Genomic DNA, 14,862 nt, shown 5'->3' on the forward strand with positions numbered 1-14,862 from the left:
ACAAAAAATTAGATATCTCTTGGATCTACGATCTTTCCTGCGATCGCTGAAGCTGCTGCTACTGCCGAGTTCGCCAAATAGATCTCGGAAGTTCTCGCACCCATACGACCTACGAAGTTACGGTTAGTCGTAGCAACACATCGCTCTCCATCCCCAAGAATACCCATATATCCACCAAGACAAGCACCACATGTCGGGTTGGATACGACTGCACCTGCATTGATAAGGATATCGATCAATCCTTCATGCTGTGCCTGAAGCAAGATCTTCTGTGTACCCGGTGTTACGATCATACGTGTATGTTTTGCCACACGTTTACCCTTCATGATCTCTGCAGCAATTCTAAGGTCTTCGATACGTCCATTCGTACAAGAACCGATCATCACTTGATCGATCTTAAGATCATCTGCTACTGCTGTTTCGATCGGCTTACCGTTTTCCGGCAAGAACGGATACGCAACTACCGGAGAAAGTGCTGCTGTATTGATAGTAAGTGTCTGGCAGTAGTTTGCGTCTGCATCTGCATAGTGGATCTTCGGCTCTGCTCTAAGTCCACCGTTTTCAGCTTTTCTCTCTTCAAGATATTTAAGTGTCACATCATCCACAGCAAAGATACCGTTTTTAGCACCTGCTTCGATCACCATGTTCGCAATCGAAAATCTATCTGCCATACTGAGGTACTGTACTGCTTCACCTGTGAACTCGATCGCTTTATAAAGTGCACCATCCACACCGATCATACGGATAAGCTCAAGGATGATATCCTTACCGTAGATATGTTTACCCGGCTTACCTGTAAGCTCAACTTTGATCGTTTCAGGTACTTTGAACCAGTTACCCCCTGTGATCATACCAAACGCAAGGTCTGTACTACCCATACCTGTTGAGAATGCACCAAGCGCACCATGTGTACACGTATGAGAGTCCGCACCGATGATCACATCACCAGGGACCACAAGACCTTTTTCAGGAAGCAATGCATGCTCGATACCCATATCCTTCTCATCAAAGAAATATTTCATATCATGCTTATATGCAAAATCTCTACTGATCTTTGCCTGGTTTGCCGAAGCGATATCTTTAGCCGGGATATAGTGATCCATAACGATACAGAAGTTATCCGGTCTTGCAAGTTTTGTCGCTCCGCTCTCTTCAAATGCTTTAATAGAGATCGGTGTAGTGATATCATTACCGATGATCATATCGATATCTACTCTTACGATCTCTCCAGCCTTTACTTCATGTCCGGCATGTTCTGAAAAGATCTTCTCTGTAATAGTTTGACCCATTATGTTATCCTTGATAATACATTGTAAATTACGCGAATTATATCGAAATTTTTTTATGTTAGAATTTCACTATTATTTCCACTAAGGTATCTCCATGAAATTGTACGAACTACAGGCCATCGCCAAACGACTGAACGACTTTAGTTTCATTAGCCGTGCAAGACGCGTGGAGGACAATACCATAGAGCTTGTCTTTGATAAAAACGAGAGCTACTTTTTCAATATGACCAGAGGACACAGCTTTGTCTATAAAGCACCCTCCCAACGGCCTATGCAAAGCTATAACGCACCTTTTGATGCCCTGCTTCATTCACTGCTTGCAGCCAGCAGAATCCTCTCTATCGAAGTACCCGGTGACGACCGTATACTACGGATCAAAGTCGCCCCTAAAAGCTCCTATAAAGATCAAGTCGTAGTGCTGCAACTGGAATTTACCGGGAAAAATACCAATGCCATACTTTTAGATGAACACGGGATCATCATTGAAGCACTCAGACATATAGATGCACAAAGTTCTTTCAGGGTCATACGCCCTGGTGTTGAGTTGCTTGAGTTGCCCCCCTTTGAGAGCAAAGAGGAACAAGGTGAACTCAATGATGTCGATGCATTCCTGGAAGATAACTTTTCTTTAGTTCAGTCAAAAAAACTAAGAGAGCTCAAAAAACAAAAACTTACCGCTACACAAAAAAAGATCGATAAACTCAAACAGCTCGTCGATAATCTGCCAAGTGAAACAGATCTTGAAGCTGAATCAGTAAAATATACCAATTATGCCAACCTCATCCTGGCAAATCTCTACCAGATCAAACCCTACGATAAAAAGCTGGAGACTTATGACTTTGAGGGCCATCAGGTGACTATCCCTTTTCCTAAAGATATAAAGACCAACAGACTTTCAGACTACTACTTCAACCTCTCCAAACGTGCCAAGAACAAAGCGAAAAATGTCCATATCGAAAAGAGTAACCTGGAGAGCAAAAAAGCATTTTATGAAAACATCTACTATGCTCTAGAGCAGGCTCAAACCCCTTATGAACTGGAACTTCTTGTACCAAAGCGTGCAAAATCCCTGAGGAAAAAAGAGAAACTCAAAGAGGGAGAGCTCTTCTGGATCGAAGACTATAAAGTACTTGTCGGCCGCAACAGCACAGAAAACCAAAAACTGCTTCAGCTTGCCAAGGCCAATGATGTTTGGATGCACGTACGCGATATCCCTTCTTCGCACGTGATTATCCGTACGGACAAACAAAATCTGCCAGAATCGGTCATTCAGGCTGCGGCCAAACTCTGTGTAGACTTTTCTGTAAAAAATCCGGGGGATTACGAAGTAGACTATACCAAACGAAAATTTGTCAAGGTCCAAGAGGGATCCAATGTCCTTTACAATCAATACCACACCATCCATGTGACCAAAGAGGGTGTAGAAATCAGAGTATAACTCACCATCTGATATAATATTATCCATATTAAAATCAGGACACAACAATGATAGAAAACCTATCTCAGTATCAAAAGCGCTGGGTTACCGGCGTGGGACTATTCACTCTCGTCTTATTTATTGGATTGATCGATAATTTTACACTGACATGGATATTTTTGGGTGCAATCTATATCATTGCTTTTTTTGAAGCGATGAGACTCTTTGAACTTCAATCCAACAGTGCTTACTTCTGGGCGGTTTTTATCTGGGTCATTGCCTATTTTTACCCAAATCCTGATGACCTGTTCTTCTTTATTGCGGTAATCTTTGGTGCTGCTATTGCCTATTTTCACAACTTTGATAAAAAACTTATCCTGCCGTTTCTCTATCCAGTCAGCGGAATGCTCTTTATCTTGACGCTTTACCAGGATTTTGGCATGATGACGATACTATGGTTGGTTATCACTATCACTTTGACGGATACGGGAGCCTACTTCACCGGTAAAAAGTTCGGGCAGACAAAGTTCTCGGATACTTCTCCAAACAAAACACTTGAAGGTGTATATGGAGGTCTATTCTTTGCAACATTGATCGGAAGTGCGATCGGTGCCTATATAGTACCGTTTTGGATCGCTGTATTTGTGACACTCTTTACTTCTGCATCATCAGTATTTGGTGATCTGTTCGAGTCTTACCTCAAACGTGAAGCAGAGGTCAAAGACTCGGGAGATATCCTTCCAGGACATGGTGGTGTACTTGACCGCATTGATGGTTACCTCTTCGGTTCTATCATGATGTTGATCTCCCTGAGAGCACTGATCTAAGTATGCAAAGCATTGTACTACTGGGCTCTACCGGCTCTATCGGAGTCAATACACTGATCATTGCCAAGCGATACAATATCGCGATAGAAACACTGGTAGCAGGCAACAATATTGATCTGCTCAACGAACAGATCGCAGAGCATCATCCTAAAACAGTTGTTATTGCCAATGAGGCAGACAGAGCCAAGGTCAACCACACCGATGTAAGGGCAGGGAGTAAAGCGATCTTGGAAGCAATCGAAGAGAGTAAAAGCGAGACAGTCGTCAATGCTTTAGTGGGATATGTTGGGTTGGCTCCTACACTCAAAGCAACAAGCCTTGGTAAAAAAGTGGCACTTGCCAATAAAGAGTCACTGGTAGTTGCCGGTGAATTCATTGATATGTCCCTGATCACTCCGATTGATTCGGAGCACTTTGGACTTTGGTACCTGATGAACGACCGTCCCTTCTCCAAACTTTATATCACGGCCAGTGGAGGAGCATTCCGAGAGTGGGAGATCGCAAAGATGAAAAATGCAAACTTTGCAGATGCGCTCAAACACCCCAACTGGTCGATGGGTGACAAGATTACGATTGATTCAGCGACCATGACCAATAAACTTTTTGAACTGCTGGAAGCCAAATGGCTCTTTGATACGACTGATATCGATGCCCTGATCGAAAAGAAATCCATGGTTCATGCATTGGCTGAGTTTAAAGACGGCTCAACAACAGCACACTTTGCAGGAGTAGATATGAAGCTGCCTATCGCTTTTGCATTGCGAGGAGAGGTCACCGAACCGATCTTGCCTCCTACAGATTTGCTGACAATGGGCAGTATTGAATTCCTACCGATAGAAGAGCGAAGATATCCTATTTGGCAGATCAAGGAGCATATCCTGGGAAATCCGCATCTTGGTGTAGTGGTCAACGCAGCCAATGAAGAAGCGATCGAAGCCTTTAAACGTGAGCAGTGCAGTTTTTTTGGAATGAGTGAAATGGTACTGGATGCGTATAAAAAGTTTGAGAATTTCAAAGCCGATACAATTGATGAGATCATTGCAATAGATAAAGAGGTACGGGCTTATGTCAAGAAATGATAAAGTACTTATCCTGCATGGATGGGGTGGGAGTGATGCGCCGCACTGGCAGGCAGAACTTGCTGCAGAAGTTGCAAGAAACTATGGTACGGTCTCTTTTCCGCTTTTAGATAACTGTCATTTCCCAAGCAAAAACCGTTGGGTTACACAGGTGATGCAGTTACTAAAAGAGTTTAAACCCGATACCGTGGTCTGCCACTCTTTGGCAAATACACTCTGGTTATGGCTCTGTGAAGAAGATGGAATGAATACGGTAGAGCGTCTTTTTATGGTCTCACCTCCAAGTCTAGACACAGAAGAGAAAACGATCAAGACCTTCTTCCCTGCACCTATGCCGACTTCTTTACATGCAAAAGAGGTTCATATGATCGTCTCTGATAATGATCCTTGGGTAAGTGTTGACGAAGCAGCAAAAATCGCATCTCATTACAATATACCGCTAAAAGTCATTGAAAATGCGGGACATATCAATGCTGACAGCGGATATGGAAAATGGGAACTAATAGAGAATCTGGTAATGGAGAAAAAATGATTTTAAGTATTGAATCAAGCTGTGATGACAGCTCACTGGCGATCACAGAGATAGCAACCAAAAAGGTTCTCTTCCACAAAAAAATCTCCCAAGAAGCAGAACATGCCTGTTATGGAGGCGTCGTACCGGAACTTGCTTCCAGACTTCATGCAGTAACACTTCCCAAACTCCTTGAAGAGACCAAGCCCTATTTTGATAAACTCAAAGCAGTAGCTGTCACGAACCAGCCGGGCTTGGGTGTCACTTTGCTTGAGGGGATCGCTATGGCAAAGACGATTGCATCACTTCAGAAGATTCCATTGATCGCTGTACACCATCTCAAAGGACATATCTATTCGCTTTTTATTGAAAAAGAGACCACTTTGCCTCTATTGGTCCTTCTTATCTCAGGAGGACATACACAAATCATTCGTGTAGAGAGTTTTGAGCGAATGGAGATACTGGCAACCAGTATGGACGACAGTGTAGGAGAAAGCTATGACAAGGTCGCTAAAATGATGGGACTTGGATATCCGGGAGGGCCTATCATTGAATCACTTGCCCTTAACGGGGATGAAGATCGTTTTGATCTACCTGTACCACTCCGAAACTCAAAACTCATTGCATTTTCTCTTTCCGGGCTGAAAAATGCCGTACGGCTGGAAATCGAAAAGCTTGGCGGGATTGAAGGAATGAGCAAGCAGGACAAGTGTGATCTCTCTGCAAGCTTCCAAAAAGCGCTCAAACTTCATCTGGTGCAAAAAAGCAAAAAGATCTTCAAATCCGAAACGATCAAAGATTTCGCGATCGTAGGTGGGGCTTCGGCGAACAAATATATCAGAGAAGCCTATCAAAACCTCTGTAATGAGTTTGACAAAACCCTTCATGTTGCACCGCTTCAATACTGCTCGGACAATGCTGCAATGATAGGACGTTTTGCTCTCGAAGCCTATCAGAAAAAGCAGTTTATCGATCCTTATGAGATCGACGTTGTTGTGACCAAAAAACAACAAGCCGGGATGCTCTTATAGCCTAACTCTCCTCTATTTTTTAGCTCTACAAAAGTGTTGACATTTTACACGTCATTTCTAAGCACTTTTTGGCTAAAATATTTACTATTATAACCCCACAGAACGGAGTGCAAAATGGCAGATTATGGTGCTAGTAATATTAAGGTCCTAAAAGGTCTAGAAGCGGTAAGAAAAAGGCCGGGGATGTATATCGGTGACACCTCAGAAAGAGGGCTTCACCATCTAGTCTACGAAGTTGTCGACAACTCAATCGATGAAGCAATGGCAGGTTACTGTGATATGATCAAAGTCACTCTTACCAAAGAGGGTTCAGCGATCATTGAGGATAACGGCCGTGGTATCCCGGTTACAGAACATCCGACTGAAAAGATCTCTGCTGCGACAGTAGTACTTACAGTTCTTCATGCCGGTGGTAAATTTGACAAAGACACCTATAAGGTCTCAGGTGGACTTCACGGAGTTGGTGTCTCTGTAGTAAACGCACTCTCTAAAAAACTGGACATGACCATCTTCAAAGACGGTGAGATCCATACACAAAGCTTCCAAAAAGGTATCCCGGATGCACCGCTTGCATCAGGTGACAGTACAAAAAAACACGGAACCAAGATCGAGTTCTGGCCGGATGAAACGATCTTTACAGAGACAGTAACCTTCAAAAAAGAGATCTTGATGAAGCGTTTCAAAGAGCTTTGTTACCTTAATCCAAAGATCACTATCGACTTTAGAGATGAAAGAGACGATACAAAAGAACTCTTCCACTTTGAAGGCGGTATCCGCCAATTTGTTGAGGAGATGAATACAAAAGAACCGCTCTCTAGTGCACAGTTCTTCAGCGGTAGTGCAGAAGATGCAGAGGGAGGAACCGTAGAAATCGATATCGCGATGATGTACTGTAACTCAGATACCGAAAAAGTACTTTCTTTTGTAAATAACATTAAAACTCCTGAAGGTGGTACGCATGAAGCAGGATTTAGAGCCGGTCTGACCAGATCAATTGCAAGTTACATCTCTAAAAATGCCAATGCCAAAGAAAAAAATACAAAAATCACTGGAGATGACTGCAAAGAGGGTCTCATCGCTATCGTATCAGTACGTGTACCCGAACCACAGTTCGAAGGACAAACTAAAGGGAAACTGGGTTCAAGTTACGTAAGACCACTGGTTCAGAAGCTCTTTAGTGAAAACTTTAACAAGTATCTTGAAGAGACCCCGATCGAAGCGAAAGCTATTATGGAGCAAGTCCTTCTTGCTGCACGTGGACGTGACGCTGCAAAACGTGCAAAAGAGCTCGTAAAACGTAAAGATTCTATGAGCATTGGAACACTTCCGGGTAAACTTGCAGACTGCCAAAGCAAAGATCCGGAAATCTCTGAAATCTATCTTGTTGAGGGAGACTCTGCTGGTGGTTCTGCAAAACAGGGACGTGATAGAGTGTTCCAAGCTATATTGCCACTAAAAGGTAAAATCCTTAACGTAGAAAAAGCACGTTTAGACAAGATCCTGAAATCTGATGAGATCAAAAATATGATCACTGCTCTTGGTTGCGGTATCGGTGATGAATTCGATGAGGAAAGGCTACGTTATCACAAAATCATCATCATGACCGATGCCGATGTCGACGGTAGCCATATTCAAACACTTCTGATGACATTCTTCTTCAGATTCTTAAGACCGGTGATCGAAAAAGGATATCTCTATCTTGCTCAACCGCCGCTTTACCGTTATAAAAAAGGGAAGAATGAAATGTACCTTAAGGATGATGTAGATCTTAACAACTTCCTGATCGAAAACGGTATCGCAGCAATCGAGAGTCAGACAATGGGAGATAACGATCTTGTGGATCTCTTCAAGCTTGTAGGACACTATAAAATGACATTGAAAGACCTAGAGAACCGTTTTGCCCTGCCTGAAGTGGTACGTTATATGATAGAGAACCCTGATATCATCGGTACTTCTAATGAAGCCCTCTTTAAAACGATTGAAGCCTACATTGACCAACTTGGCTATAACATTCTCAACAAGTCTGTCACTGATGATCAGATCCACCTTTATGTTCAGACCAAGGATGGACTTGAAGAGCTTATCATCGATGATGTCCTCTTTACGAATCCGCAATACAACAGTGCGATCGAGATCCATGCACGTATCAACGATCATATCACAGAAGAGTTTGCTGATCAAGACCTGCTTGAACTTTTCGAACAGATAGAAAGCAATGCTAAAAAAGGTGCCTATATCCAACGTTATAAAGGTCTGGGTGAGATGAACCCTGAACAGTTATGGGAAACTACGATGACTCCTGAGAACAGAAAACTGCTTCAGGTCAAAATCGATGACTTGGAAACTGCTAGTGAAACCTTTACACTCTTCATGGGTGATGAAGTTGAACCAAGACGTAACTACATCGAAACACATGCAAAAGATGTAAAACACCTGGATGTATAATGCTCTTATCCGAACTTGAGGAACGAGGACGACGATTCAAACTTGCCCTCAGGGCAGCAATACCTATTCTGGTATTGGTTGCGTTGGTCGTCTATTCTACATACCTCAAGGGCGAAATTGTAGATCTTAACTTTGAAAACAAAATCTTGATCGCTGCAATGGTCTTTATCTCCGTCTATTTTATCTACTTCTTTTTGGAACGAAGTGTTGAGGAGTCATTGATAGACCCTGTCACACATGGATTTAATGAAAGAGCATTTTGGGAAAAACTCAAAAAGAAAAAACCTGACGCATTGGCACTTCTCGTTGTTGATAACCTCTATTTGATTAACCAGAACTATAGTAATGAGCAAGTTGACCTACTGCTGTATAATATGATACATAAGATCAATCATTATTTGCGCGAAAAAGGGATTAAAGAACCACTCATCGCTAGACGTTACGGAGCAGAGTTCCTTATAGGCCTGACTACCATAGATGAACCGGTGACGGATATTATCAATGCATTTATCAACAAATATGGCACGATCGACCACATTGAATTGGATTATCAATATGCAGTGATCACTAATCCGGATTTCAATCTAAAAAAAGATATTTCACAGCTCAGAAATATTTTGAACTCCAACCAAAGTAAAGATGATGATTCAAAAGAGCTGGTAAAAGATGCTAAAGAGTATTCTGAAATCGAACAAACGATTGTCAATGCTATGAAAAAAGGAGACCTATCTCTCTCTTTTCGTCCGCTTTTCAATCTTCATACCAATACGATAGATACATATGAGATCGCTGCTAAACTCAAGCATCAGACAAAAGAAGATATTCTTCCACGTGTCTATCTACCTATCATTAACAAAATGGGACTTGGTAGAGAGTACGATATGATGCTGCTCAAACATGTTGTTGACTTGCTGCCTTTAATTGATAAGAATATCTCTTTAACCTTTAACCTTTCACCTTTTTCATTAAGAGATAAACAGTTTCAAGATCAGTTCTTCAAACTGCTTGAAGAATCAAATATTGATGCATCCCGTATCATCATTCAACTCTATGAGAGAAAAACACACCATAACCTTAGTGGTTACCTTAGAACACTAAAACAAATACGTGCACATGGTGTACGCATATGTATCGATAATTTCGGTGCATCTAATGCCTCTATGGAATACATGAAACACTTCTCCTTTGATATGATACAGTTTGATAGAGAGTACGTCACAAAACTCTCTGACAAAAACACCCTAGCTATGTTGGATTCATTAATCAAAATGTCCAAAGAACTTGGGATTACTACTGTAGCCAAATGGGTGGATAAAGAAGAACAAAAAGAAAAACTAAAATTACTCGGTATCGATTACCTACAAGGATTTGGTATCGCCAAACCAATTGATGAATATCATTTAATAGAAAAATACAATAAAGGAAACAAATGAAATACGGTGAAAAAGAAATACGTGAATTTGATATCAATGCGAAAGAGAACTTCTGGCCAAATGAACATAAGAAAAATTATACGATCAACATAGAACTCCCTGAATTTATGTGTATGTGTCCTAGGTCAGGTTACCCTGATTTTGCTACATTTAGACTATCATATCAACCCGATGAAAGAGTGATCGAGCTAAAAGCGTTGAAACTTTATATCAACTCATTTATGCATAGATATATTTCACATGAAAATGCTGCAAATGAGTTTTATGACACACTCTTTAATAAACTTCAACCAAAATCTATGAAGCTTATCGCTGATTTTAATCCACGTGGGAATGTACATACAATTATAGAAATCGATAGCGAAAACAACTAAAATATGTCAATGTGACATATATTGTTCATGCTCTTCAAAAATCTATTATGATATCCCAAAAGGAGTTACATGATAGATTTTTTAGAAGTTACTGAACGTATCCGTACTATCCTGCACTCTACACTTAAAAAAGAGAAAATTTATGATAGAGATATCGCGCATGCACTTAAACTTGATCCCCAATATTATGCCGTGATAAAAAAACGAAAAAAGATCCCCTATGAATCAATAGCATTGTTTTGTCAATACCATAAGGTCTCTATAAACTGGATACTGTTTAGTCAAAATCCAATGTTACTCGACTAAGATAGTTATATGTTATAATGAAGTCACATCATTAAAAAAAGGAGTGACCATGAGTAAACTGGATGAAAAAGTAGCACACTATGTTGAAGAGTGCAAAAAATTAGGCCTGGCACTTAGCTCAGAATTGATAGAAAAAGTCACAATTGCTTTAGGACCGTCAATCTATAATAATGATTCAGAAATAGTATCATGTACTGATGAGAGTGAAGTAGAGACCGTCCGAGAAAATTTTCTAAAAAATAAATTGGGTCTTACACAATCTGATAAAGAACTTGATGCAGCTATTGCAAATGTATGCGAAATGATGGGAAATTCCAATAGACACAAATACAGAGCACTTTTTTATGCTCAATTAGCAAAGAACTTCGGTAAAACAGCAATATATGATTAACTGATAACAGGTAGACAGATCGTTCTACCTGCTACAGTTTGATAAAAATAAAATACTTCTTTTCCTCAATAGATTTACCAAAACCAAGCACCTCTATATCATTGTGCTGATGGTTTATATTGAGTCTTGCTTCATACATCATCTTATCCATATCATAGATCAAAATATGCTTGATCAGTTCACCTATTGTCAATATCTCAGTTGAGCCGTTAAATTTGATCATAAGTTTTCTGCCAGCTTCATCCAACGTAAAGCTATTAAGACCTGCTTCACCGCCATAGATAAGCTTCTGAGGATCATTAACATCCTCTTTAAGGAGCATAGCATTTATTGTAAAATCAGGGTTATTACCAATCTCGACTCTGATATCTTCAATAAGGTCAATAATGAATTTCATAAAAAATCCTAAATGTATAAATATAATGTGGTTTAAAAATAAATACTTATTTCAGAGTTAATTTGCTGTAGATTTGTTTGAATGGTGATTGTATAGTGAGAGAGCTTACATTTAAGTAAGTGACCGAACGGAGCAAGCCCCGTTCGGGCGGATATGCAGTAAAGAAATCTGAAATTAGCTGTTACGCTTTTCGATGATCTCTTTTGCAACGTTAGTCGGAACTTCCTCATAGTGGTCAAATTCCATAGAGTAAGTCGCACGACCTTGTGTCATCGATCTAAGGTCAGTTGAGTAACCGAACATCTCAGAAAGTGGTACGAATGCTCTAACAACTTTCATACCTGCTCTATCATCCATTCCATTTACCTGACCACGTCTTTTTGAAACGTCACCGATAACGTCACCCATTGACTCTTCAGGCGTCTCAACTTCAACCTTCATAAGTGGCTCAAGGATAACAGGGTTAGCTTGTTTACAACCCTCTCTGAATCCCATCGAACCAGCAAGTTTAAATGCCATCTCAGAAGAGTCAACATCGTGGTATGATCCATCGTAAAGTGTTACTTTAACGTCTTCTACCGGATAACCAGCTTGGATACCTCTTTGCATTGCTTCCTGGATACCTTTATCAACCGGCCCAACGAACTCTTTAGGAATAACCCCACCTTTGATCTCATCAACGAATAGGTAACCAGCACCCGCTTCTTGCGGCTCGATTCTGAGGTATACGTGACCGAACTGTCCACGACCACCAGATTGTTTTGCGTACTTGTACTCTTTTTCAACAGAGCTTCTGATTGTTTCACGGTAAGCAACTTGTGGTGCACCAACTTCTGCTTCTACTTTAAACTCTCTCTTCATACGGTCAACGATGATCTCAAGGTGAAGCTCACCCATACCAGAAATAATTGTCTGACCAGACTCTTCATCTGTCGCAACTCTGAATGATGGATCCTCTGCAGCAAGTTTACCAAGCGCAATACCCATTTTTTCCTGGTCAGCTTTTGTTTTAGGCTCAACCGCAACTGAAATAACCGGCTCTGGGAAATCCATTCTCTCAAGAACTACTTTATCTTTGTCTGAACAGAGCGTATCACCTGTTGTTGTATCTTTAAGACCTACAACTGCTCCGATCTCACCTGCATAGATCTCTTTAACTTCTTCACGTTTGATCGCGTGCATCTTCATAATACGACCAACACGCTCTTTTTTATCTTTTGTAGAGTTAAGCGCATATGAACCAGCTTCAAGAATACCTCTGTACACACGGATAAATGTCAACTGTCCAACAAACGGGTCAGTCATGATCTTAAACGCAAGTGCAGCAAAAGGTCCGTTATCCGTAGACTCAACCACAACTTCTTGAGTCTCATCATCCATCATCGTACCTTTGATTTGTGGTACTTCAGTTGGTGCAGGAAGATAATCAACAACCGCATCAAGAAGTGTCTGAACACCTTTGTTCTTGAACGCAGTACCAGCAGTCATTGGAACAATATGCATTGCGATAGTCGCACGCTTGATCGCTGCTTTGATCTCATCGTTACTGATCTCTTCACCTTCAAGGAATTTTTCCATAAGCTCTTCGTTACCGTCTACTGCTGAGATCGCATCGATCATCAATTCACGGTACTCTTCTGCTTTATCCTGAAGCTCTGGACGAATATCTTGCTCATGGTATGCTGAACCCATCGCTGCATCCATATCCCATACGATCTCTTTCATTTTTACAAGATCAACGACACCTTCGAAGTTGTCTTCAGCACCGATAGGAAGTTGGATAGGAACCGGGTTACCTTTAAGTCTTTCACGAATTTGTCTTTCTACTTCATAGAAATCTGCACCTGTTCTGTCCATTTTGTTTACGAATACGATAGATGGTACACCGTATCTGTTTCTTTGTCTCCATACTGTCTCAGATTGTGGCTGAACCCCACCAACTGCACAGAATACAGAAACTGCACCGTCAAGTACTCTCATTGAACGCTCAACTTCAATTGTAAAGTCAACGTGACCCGGAGTGTCGATAATGTTGATCTGCTTATCAGCCCATGTACAAGTTGTCGCAGCAGAAGTAATTGTAATACCTCTTTCTTGCTCTTGCTCCATCCAGTCCATTGTAGCAGCACCATCATGAACCTCACCGATCTTGTGCTCAACACCTGTATAGAAAAGAATTCTTTCAGTTGTTGTCGTTTTACCTGCATCAATGTGTGCAGCAATACCGATGTTTCTTACGTCTTCTAGTTTATGTGATCTTGCCATAATCTAATTCCTTACCATCTGTAGTGAGCAAATGCTTTATTAGCCTCTGCCATTTTATAAGTATCTTCTTTCTTCTTGAAAGCAGAACCTTTTTCAGTTGCAGCATCCATTAGCTCGTTGCTTAGACGCTCCATCATAGTTCTTTCATTTCTTTTTCTTGCAGCATCAACGATCCATCTGATCCCTAATGATTGTTGTCTTACAGGTCTTACTTCCATTGGTACTTGGTAAGTAGCACCACCAACTCTTCTACTCTTTACTTCCATCAATGGTCTTACATTGTCCATTGCCTGGTTAAAGATATCGATACCTTTTTCACCTGTCTTTGATTCAATTCTTTCTAACGCAGAATAAACTACTTTTTGTGCTGTACTTTTCTTACCATCAAGCATTACTGCATTGATGAATTTTGTTAAAACTTTAGAACCGTATACTGGATCTGGAAGTACCGGTCTAACAGGAGCTTTTCTTCTTCTCATTTGTTTTTCCTCTTCAATCTTTATATTGTTGATTTACTCAAGTCTTGTCCACGAAGGTTCACTGACAATACCTGCATAAGCCTGATATCAGGCTAACCTCTTTTAAGTATATTCCTAAAATTATTTTTTAGGTCTCTTAGCACCATACTTAGATCTAGCAACAGTTCTGTTAGCTACACCTGAAGCATCCAATGCACCACGAACAATGTGATACTTAACACCCGGTAAGTCTTTTACCCTACCACCACGAATAAGTACGATAGAGTGTTCTTGAAGGTTGTGACCCTCACCACCGATATAAGCGATTACTTCGAATCCACTTGTAAGTCTTACTTTAGCAACTTTTCTAAGTGCTGAGTTTGGTTTCTTAGGAGTAGTTGTATATACTCTTGTACAAACACCTCTTCTTTGAGGACAGTTCACAAGCGCTGGTGATTTTGATTTTTTAATCACTTTTTTACGCTCTTTACGAATCAATTGGTTAATTGTAGGCAATCGTAATCCTTTCTCTTTGTTATTTTGAATTGAATCATTGGCTGTTACACCAAATAACAATACTTATAATTAAGTACTCGAATTTAATGTAAAAGCAGCTAGCTGCTAGTACCCAAAGGGCAC

The 14,862-nt window shown here is 40.7% G+C and carries 15 protein-coding genes; 10 read left to right on the forward strand and 5 right to left on the reverse strand.

Features of this window, described 5'->3' with window-relative positions; genetic code table 11:
* Positions 1 to 8: 8 nt before the first annotated feature.
* On the reverse strand, positions 9 to 1,289 hold the full coding sequence (gene leuC, locus PGH07_RS09160) for a 3-isopropylmalate dehydratase large subunit (RefSeq protein ID WP_289414151.1): 1,281 nt from the start codon (positions 1,287 to 1,289) through the stop codon (positions 9 to 11).
* 94 nt (positions 1,290 to 1,383) lie between these two features.
* On the opposite strand from leuC, the gene PGH07_RS09165 reads away from it, so the two are divergent.
* The 10 genes from PGH07_RS09165 (at position 1,384) to PGH07_RS09210 (ending at position 11,103) form a co-directional block, all read left to right on the forward strand.
* On the forward strand, positions 1,384 to 2,727 hold the full coding sequence (locus PGH07_RS09165) for an NFACT RNA binding domain-containing protein (RefSeq protein ID WP_289414152.1): 1,344 nt from the start codon (positions 1,384 to 1,386) through the stop codon (positions 2,725 to 2,727).
* A gap of 47 nt (positions 2,728 to 2,774) precedes the next feature.
* Complete coding sequence (locus PGH07_RS09170; RefSeq protein WP_289414153.1) at positions 2,775 to 3,533, forward strand: phosphatidate cytidylyltransferase; 759 nt, start codon at positions 2,775 to 2,777, stop codon at positions 3,531 to 3,533.
* A gap of 11 nt (positions 3,534 to 3,544) precedes the next feature.
* Entirely contained in the window at positions 3,545 to 4,612 is a 1,068-nt protein-coding gene (dxr, locus tag PGH07_RS09175) for a 1-deoxy-D-xylulose-5-phosphate reductoisomerase (RefSeq protein ID WP_289414263.1), read from the forward strand.
* The gene (locus PGH07_RS09180; RefSeq protein WP_289414154.1) at positions 4,599 to 5,144 is read left to right on the forward strand and encodes an RBBP9/YdeN family alpha/beta hydrolase; all 546 of its coding nucleotides are present in this window, start codon (positions 4,599 to 4,601) and stop codon (positions 5,142 to 5,144) included. The genes dxr and PGH07_RS09180 overlap by 14 nt, the downstream gene beginning before the upstream one ends.
* Positions 5,141 to 6,154 carry a tRNA (adenosine(37)-N6)-threonylcarbamoyltransferase complex transferase subunit TsaD gene (tsaD, locus tag PGH07_RS09185; RefSeq protein ID WP_289414155.1) on the forward strand — a complete coding sequence of 338 codons (1,014 nt, stop codon included), beginning with the start codon at positions 5,141 to 5,143 and terminating at the stop codon, positions 6,152 to 6,154. The genes PGH07_RS09180 and tsaD overlap by 4 nt, the downstream gene beginning before the upstream one ends.
* A 114-nt stretch (positions 6,155 to 6,268) precedes the next feature.
* Positions 6,269 to 8,599 carry a DNA topoisomerase (ATP-hydrolyzing) subunit B gene (gyrB, locus tag PGH07_RS09190; protein ID WP_289414157.1) on the forward strand — a complete coding sequence of 777 codons (2,331 nt, stop codon included), beginning with the start codon at positions 6,269 to 6,271 and terminating at the stop codon, positions 8,597 to 8,599.
* Positions 8,599 to 10,032, forward strand: coding sequence for an EAL domain-containing protein (locus tag PGH07_RS09195; protein WP_289414159.1), 1,434 nt, complete (start codon positions 8,599 to 8,601; stop codon positions 10,030 to 10,032). Before gyrB ends, PGH07_RS09195 begins: the two co-directional genes overlap by 1 nt.
* Positions 10,029 to 10,406 carry a preQ(1) synthase gene (gene queF / locus PGH07_RS09200; protein WP_289414161.1) on the forward strand — a complete coding sequence of 126 codons (378 nt, stop codon included), beginning with the start codon at positions 10,029 to 10,031 and terminating at the stop codon, positions 10,404 to 10,406. Before PGH07_RS09195 ends, queF begins: the two co-directional genes overlap by 4 nt.
* A gap of 69 nt (positions 10,407 to 10,475) precedes the next feature.
* On the forward strand, positions 10,476 to 10,712 hold the full coding sequence (locus tag PGH07_RS09205; protein ID WP_289414162.1) for a hypothetical protein: 237 nt from the start codon (positions 10,476 to 10,478) through the stop codon (positions 10,710 to 10,712).
* Positions 10,713 to 10,761: 49 nt separating this feature from the next.
* Positions 10,762 to 11,103 carry a DUF2853 family protein gene (locus PGH07_RS09210; RefSeq protein ID WP_289414163.1) on the forward strand — a complete coding sequence of 114 codons (342 nt, stop codon included), beginning with the start codon at positions 10,762 to 10,764 and terminating at the stop codon, positions 11,101 to 11,103.
* 31 nt (positions 11,104 to 11,134) lie between these two features.
* On the opposite strand, the gene PGH07_RS09215 is transcribed toward PGH07_RS09210, so the two are convergent.
* The 4 genes from PGH07_RS09215 to rpsL form a co-directional block, all read right to left on the reverse strand.
* Positions 11,135 to 11,500 (reverse strand): hypothetical protein, encoded by a 366-nt coding sequence (locus PGH07_RS09215; RefSeq protein WP_289414164.1) that lies wholly within the window; start codon positions 11,498 to 11,500, stop codon positions 11,135 to 11,137.
* Positions 11,501 to 11,674: 174 nt separating this feature from the next.
* On the reverse strand, positions 11,675 to 13,765 hold the full coding sequence (gene fusA, locus PGH07_RS09220; protein WP_289414165.1) for an elongation factor G: 2,091 nt from the start codon (positions 13,763 to 13,765) through the stop codon (positions 11,675 to 11,677).
* 11 nt (positions 13,766 to 13,776) lie between these two features.
* Positions 13,777 to 14,244, reverse strand: a complete 468-nt coding sequence (rpsG, locus tag PGH07_RS09225) for a 30S ribosomal protein S7 (protein ID WP_289414166.1) — start codon at positions 14,242 to 14,244, stop codon at positions 13,777 to 13,779.
* Positions 14,245 to 14,364: 120 nt separating this feature from the next.
* Positions 14,365 to 14,739 (reverse strand): 30S ribosomal protein S12, encoded by a 375-nt coding sequence (rpsL, locus tag PGH07_RS09230; protein ID WP_289414167.1) that lies wholly within the window; start codon positions 14,737 to 14,739, stop codon positions 14,365 to 14,367.
* Positions 14,740 to 14,862 lie beyond the last annotated feature (123 nt).

Source organism: Sulfurovum zhangzhouensis, from assembly GCF_030347965.1.
Taxonomy (GTDB): Bacteria; Campylobacterota; Campylobacteria; order Campylobacterales; family Sulfurovaceae; genus Sulfurovum; species Sulfurovum zhangzhouensis.

Coding starts and splice junctions, on each gene's coding strand:
- leuC (WP_289414151.1), bottom strand. CDS start 1,289: ATGGGTCAAACTATTACAGAGAAGATCTTTTCAGAACATGCCGGACAT.
- PGH07_RS09165 (WP_289414152.1), top strand. CDS start 1,384: ATGAAATTGTACGAACTACAGGCCATCGCCAAACGACTGAACGACTTT.
- PGH07_RS09170 (WP_289414153.1), top strand. CDS start 2,775: ATGATAGAAAACCTATCTCAGTATCAAAAGCGCTGGGTTACCGGCGTG.
- PGH07_RS09180 (WP_289414154.1), top strand. CDS start 4,599: ATGTCAAGAAATGATAAAGTACTTATCCTGCATGGATGGGGTGGGAGT.
- tsaD (WP_289414155.1), top strand. CDS start 5,141: ATGATTTTAAGTATTGAATCAAGCTGTGATGACAGCTCACTGGCGATC.
- gyrB (WP_289414157.1), top strand. CDS start 6,269: ATGGCAGATTATGGTGCTAGTAATATTAAGGTCCTAAAAGGTCTAGAA.
- PGH07_RS09195 (WP_289414159.1), top strand. CDS start 8,599: ATGCTCTTATCCGAACTTGAGGAACGAGGACGACGATTCAAACTTGCC.
- queF (WP_289414161.1), top strand. CDS start 10,029: ATGAAATACGGTGAAAAAGAAATACGTGAATTTGATATCAATGCGAAA.
- PGH07_RS09205 (WP_289414162.1), top strand. CDS start 10,476: ATGATAGATTTTTTAGAAGTTACTGAACGTATCCGTACTATCCTGCAC.
- PGH07_RS09210 (WP_289414163.1), top strand. CDS start 10,762: ATGAGTAAACTGGATGAAAAAGTAGCACACTATGTTGAAGAGTGCAAA.
- PGH07_RS09215 (WP_289414164.1), bottom strand. CDS start 11,500: ATGAAATTCATTATTGACCTTATTGAAGATATCAGAGTCGAGATTGGT.
- fusA (WP_289414165.1), bottom strand. CDS start 13,765: ATGGCAAGATCACATAAACTAGAAGACGTAAGAAACATCGGTATTGCT.
- rpsG (WP_289414166.1), bottom strand. CDS start 14,244: ATGAGAAGAAGAAAAGCTCCTGTTAGACCGGTACTTCCAGATCCAGTA.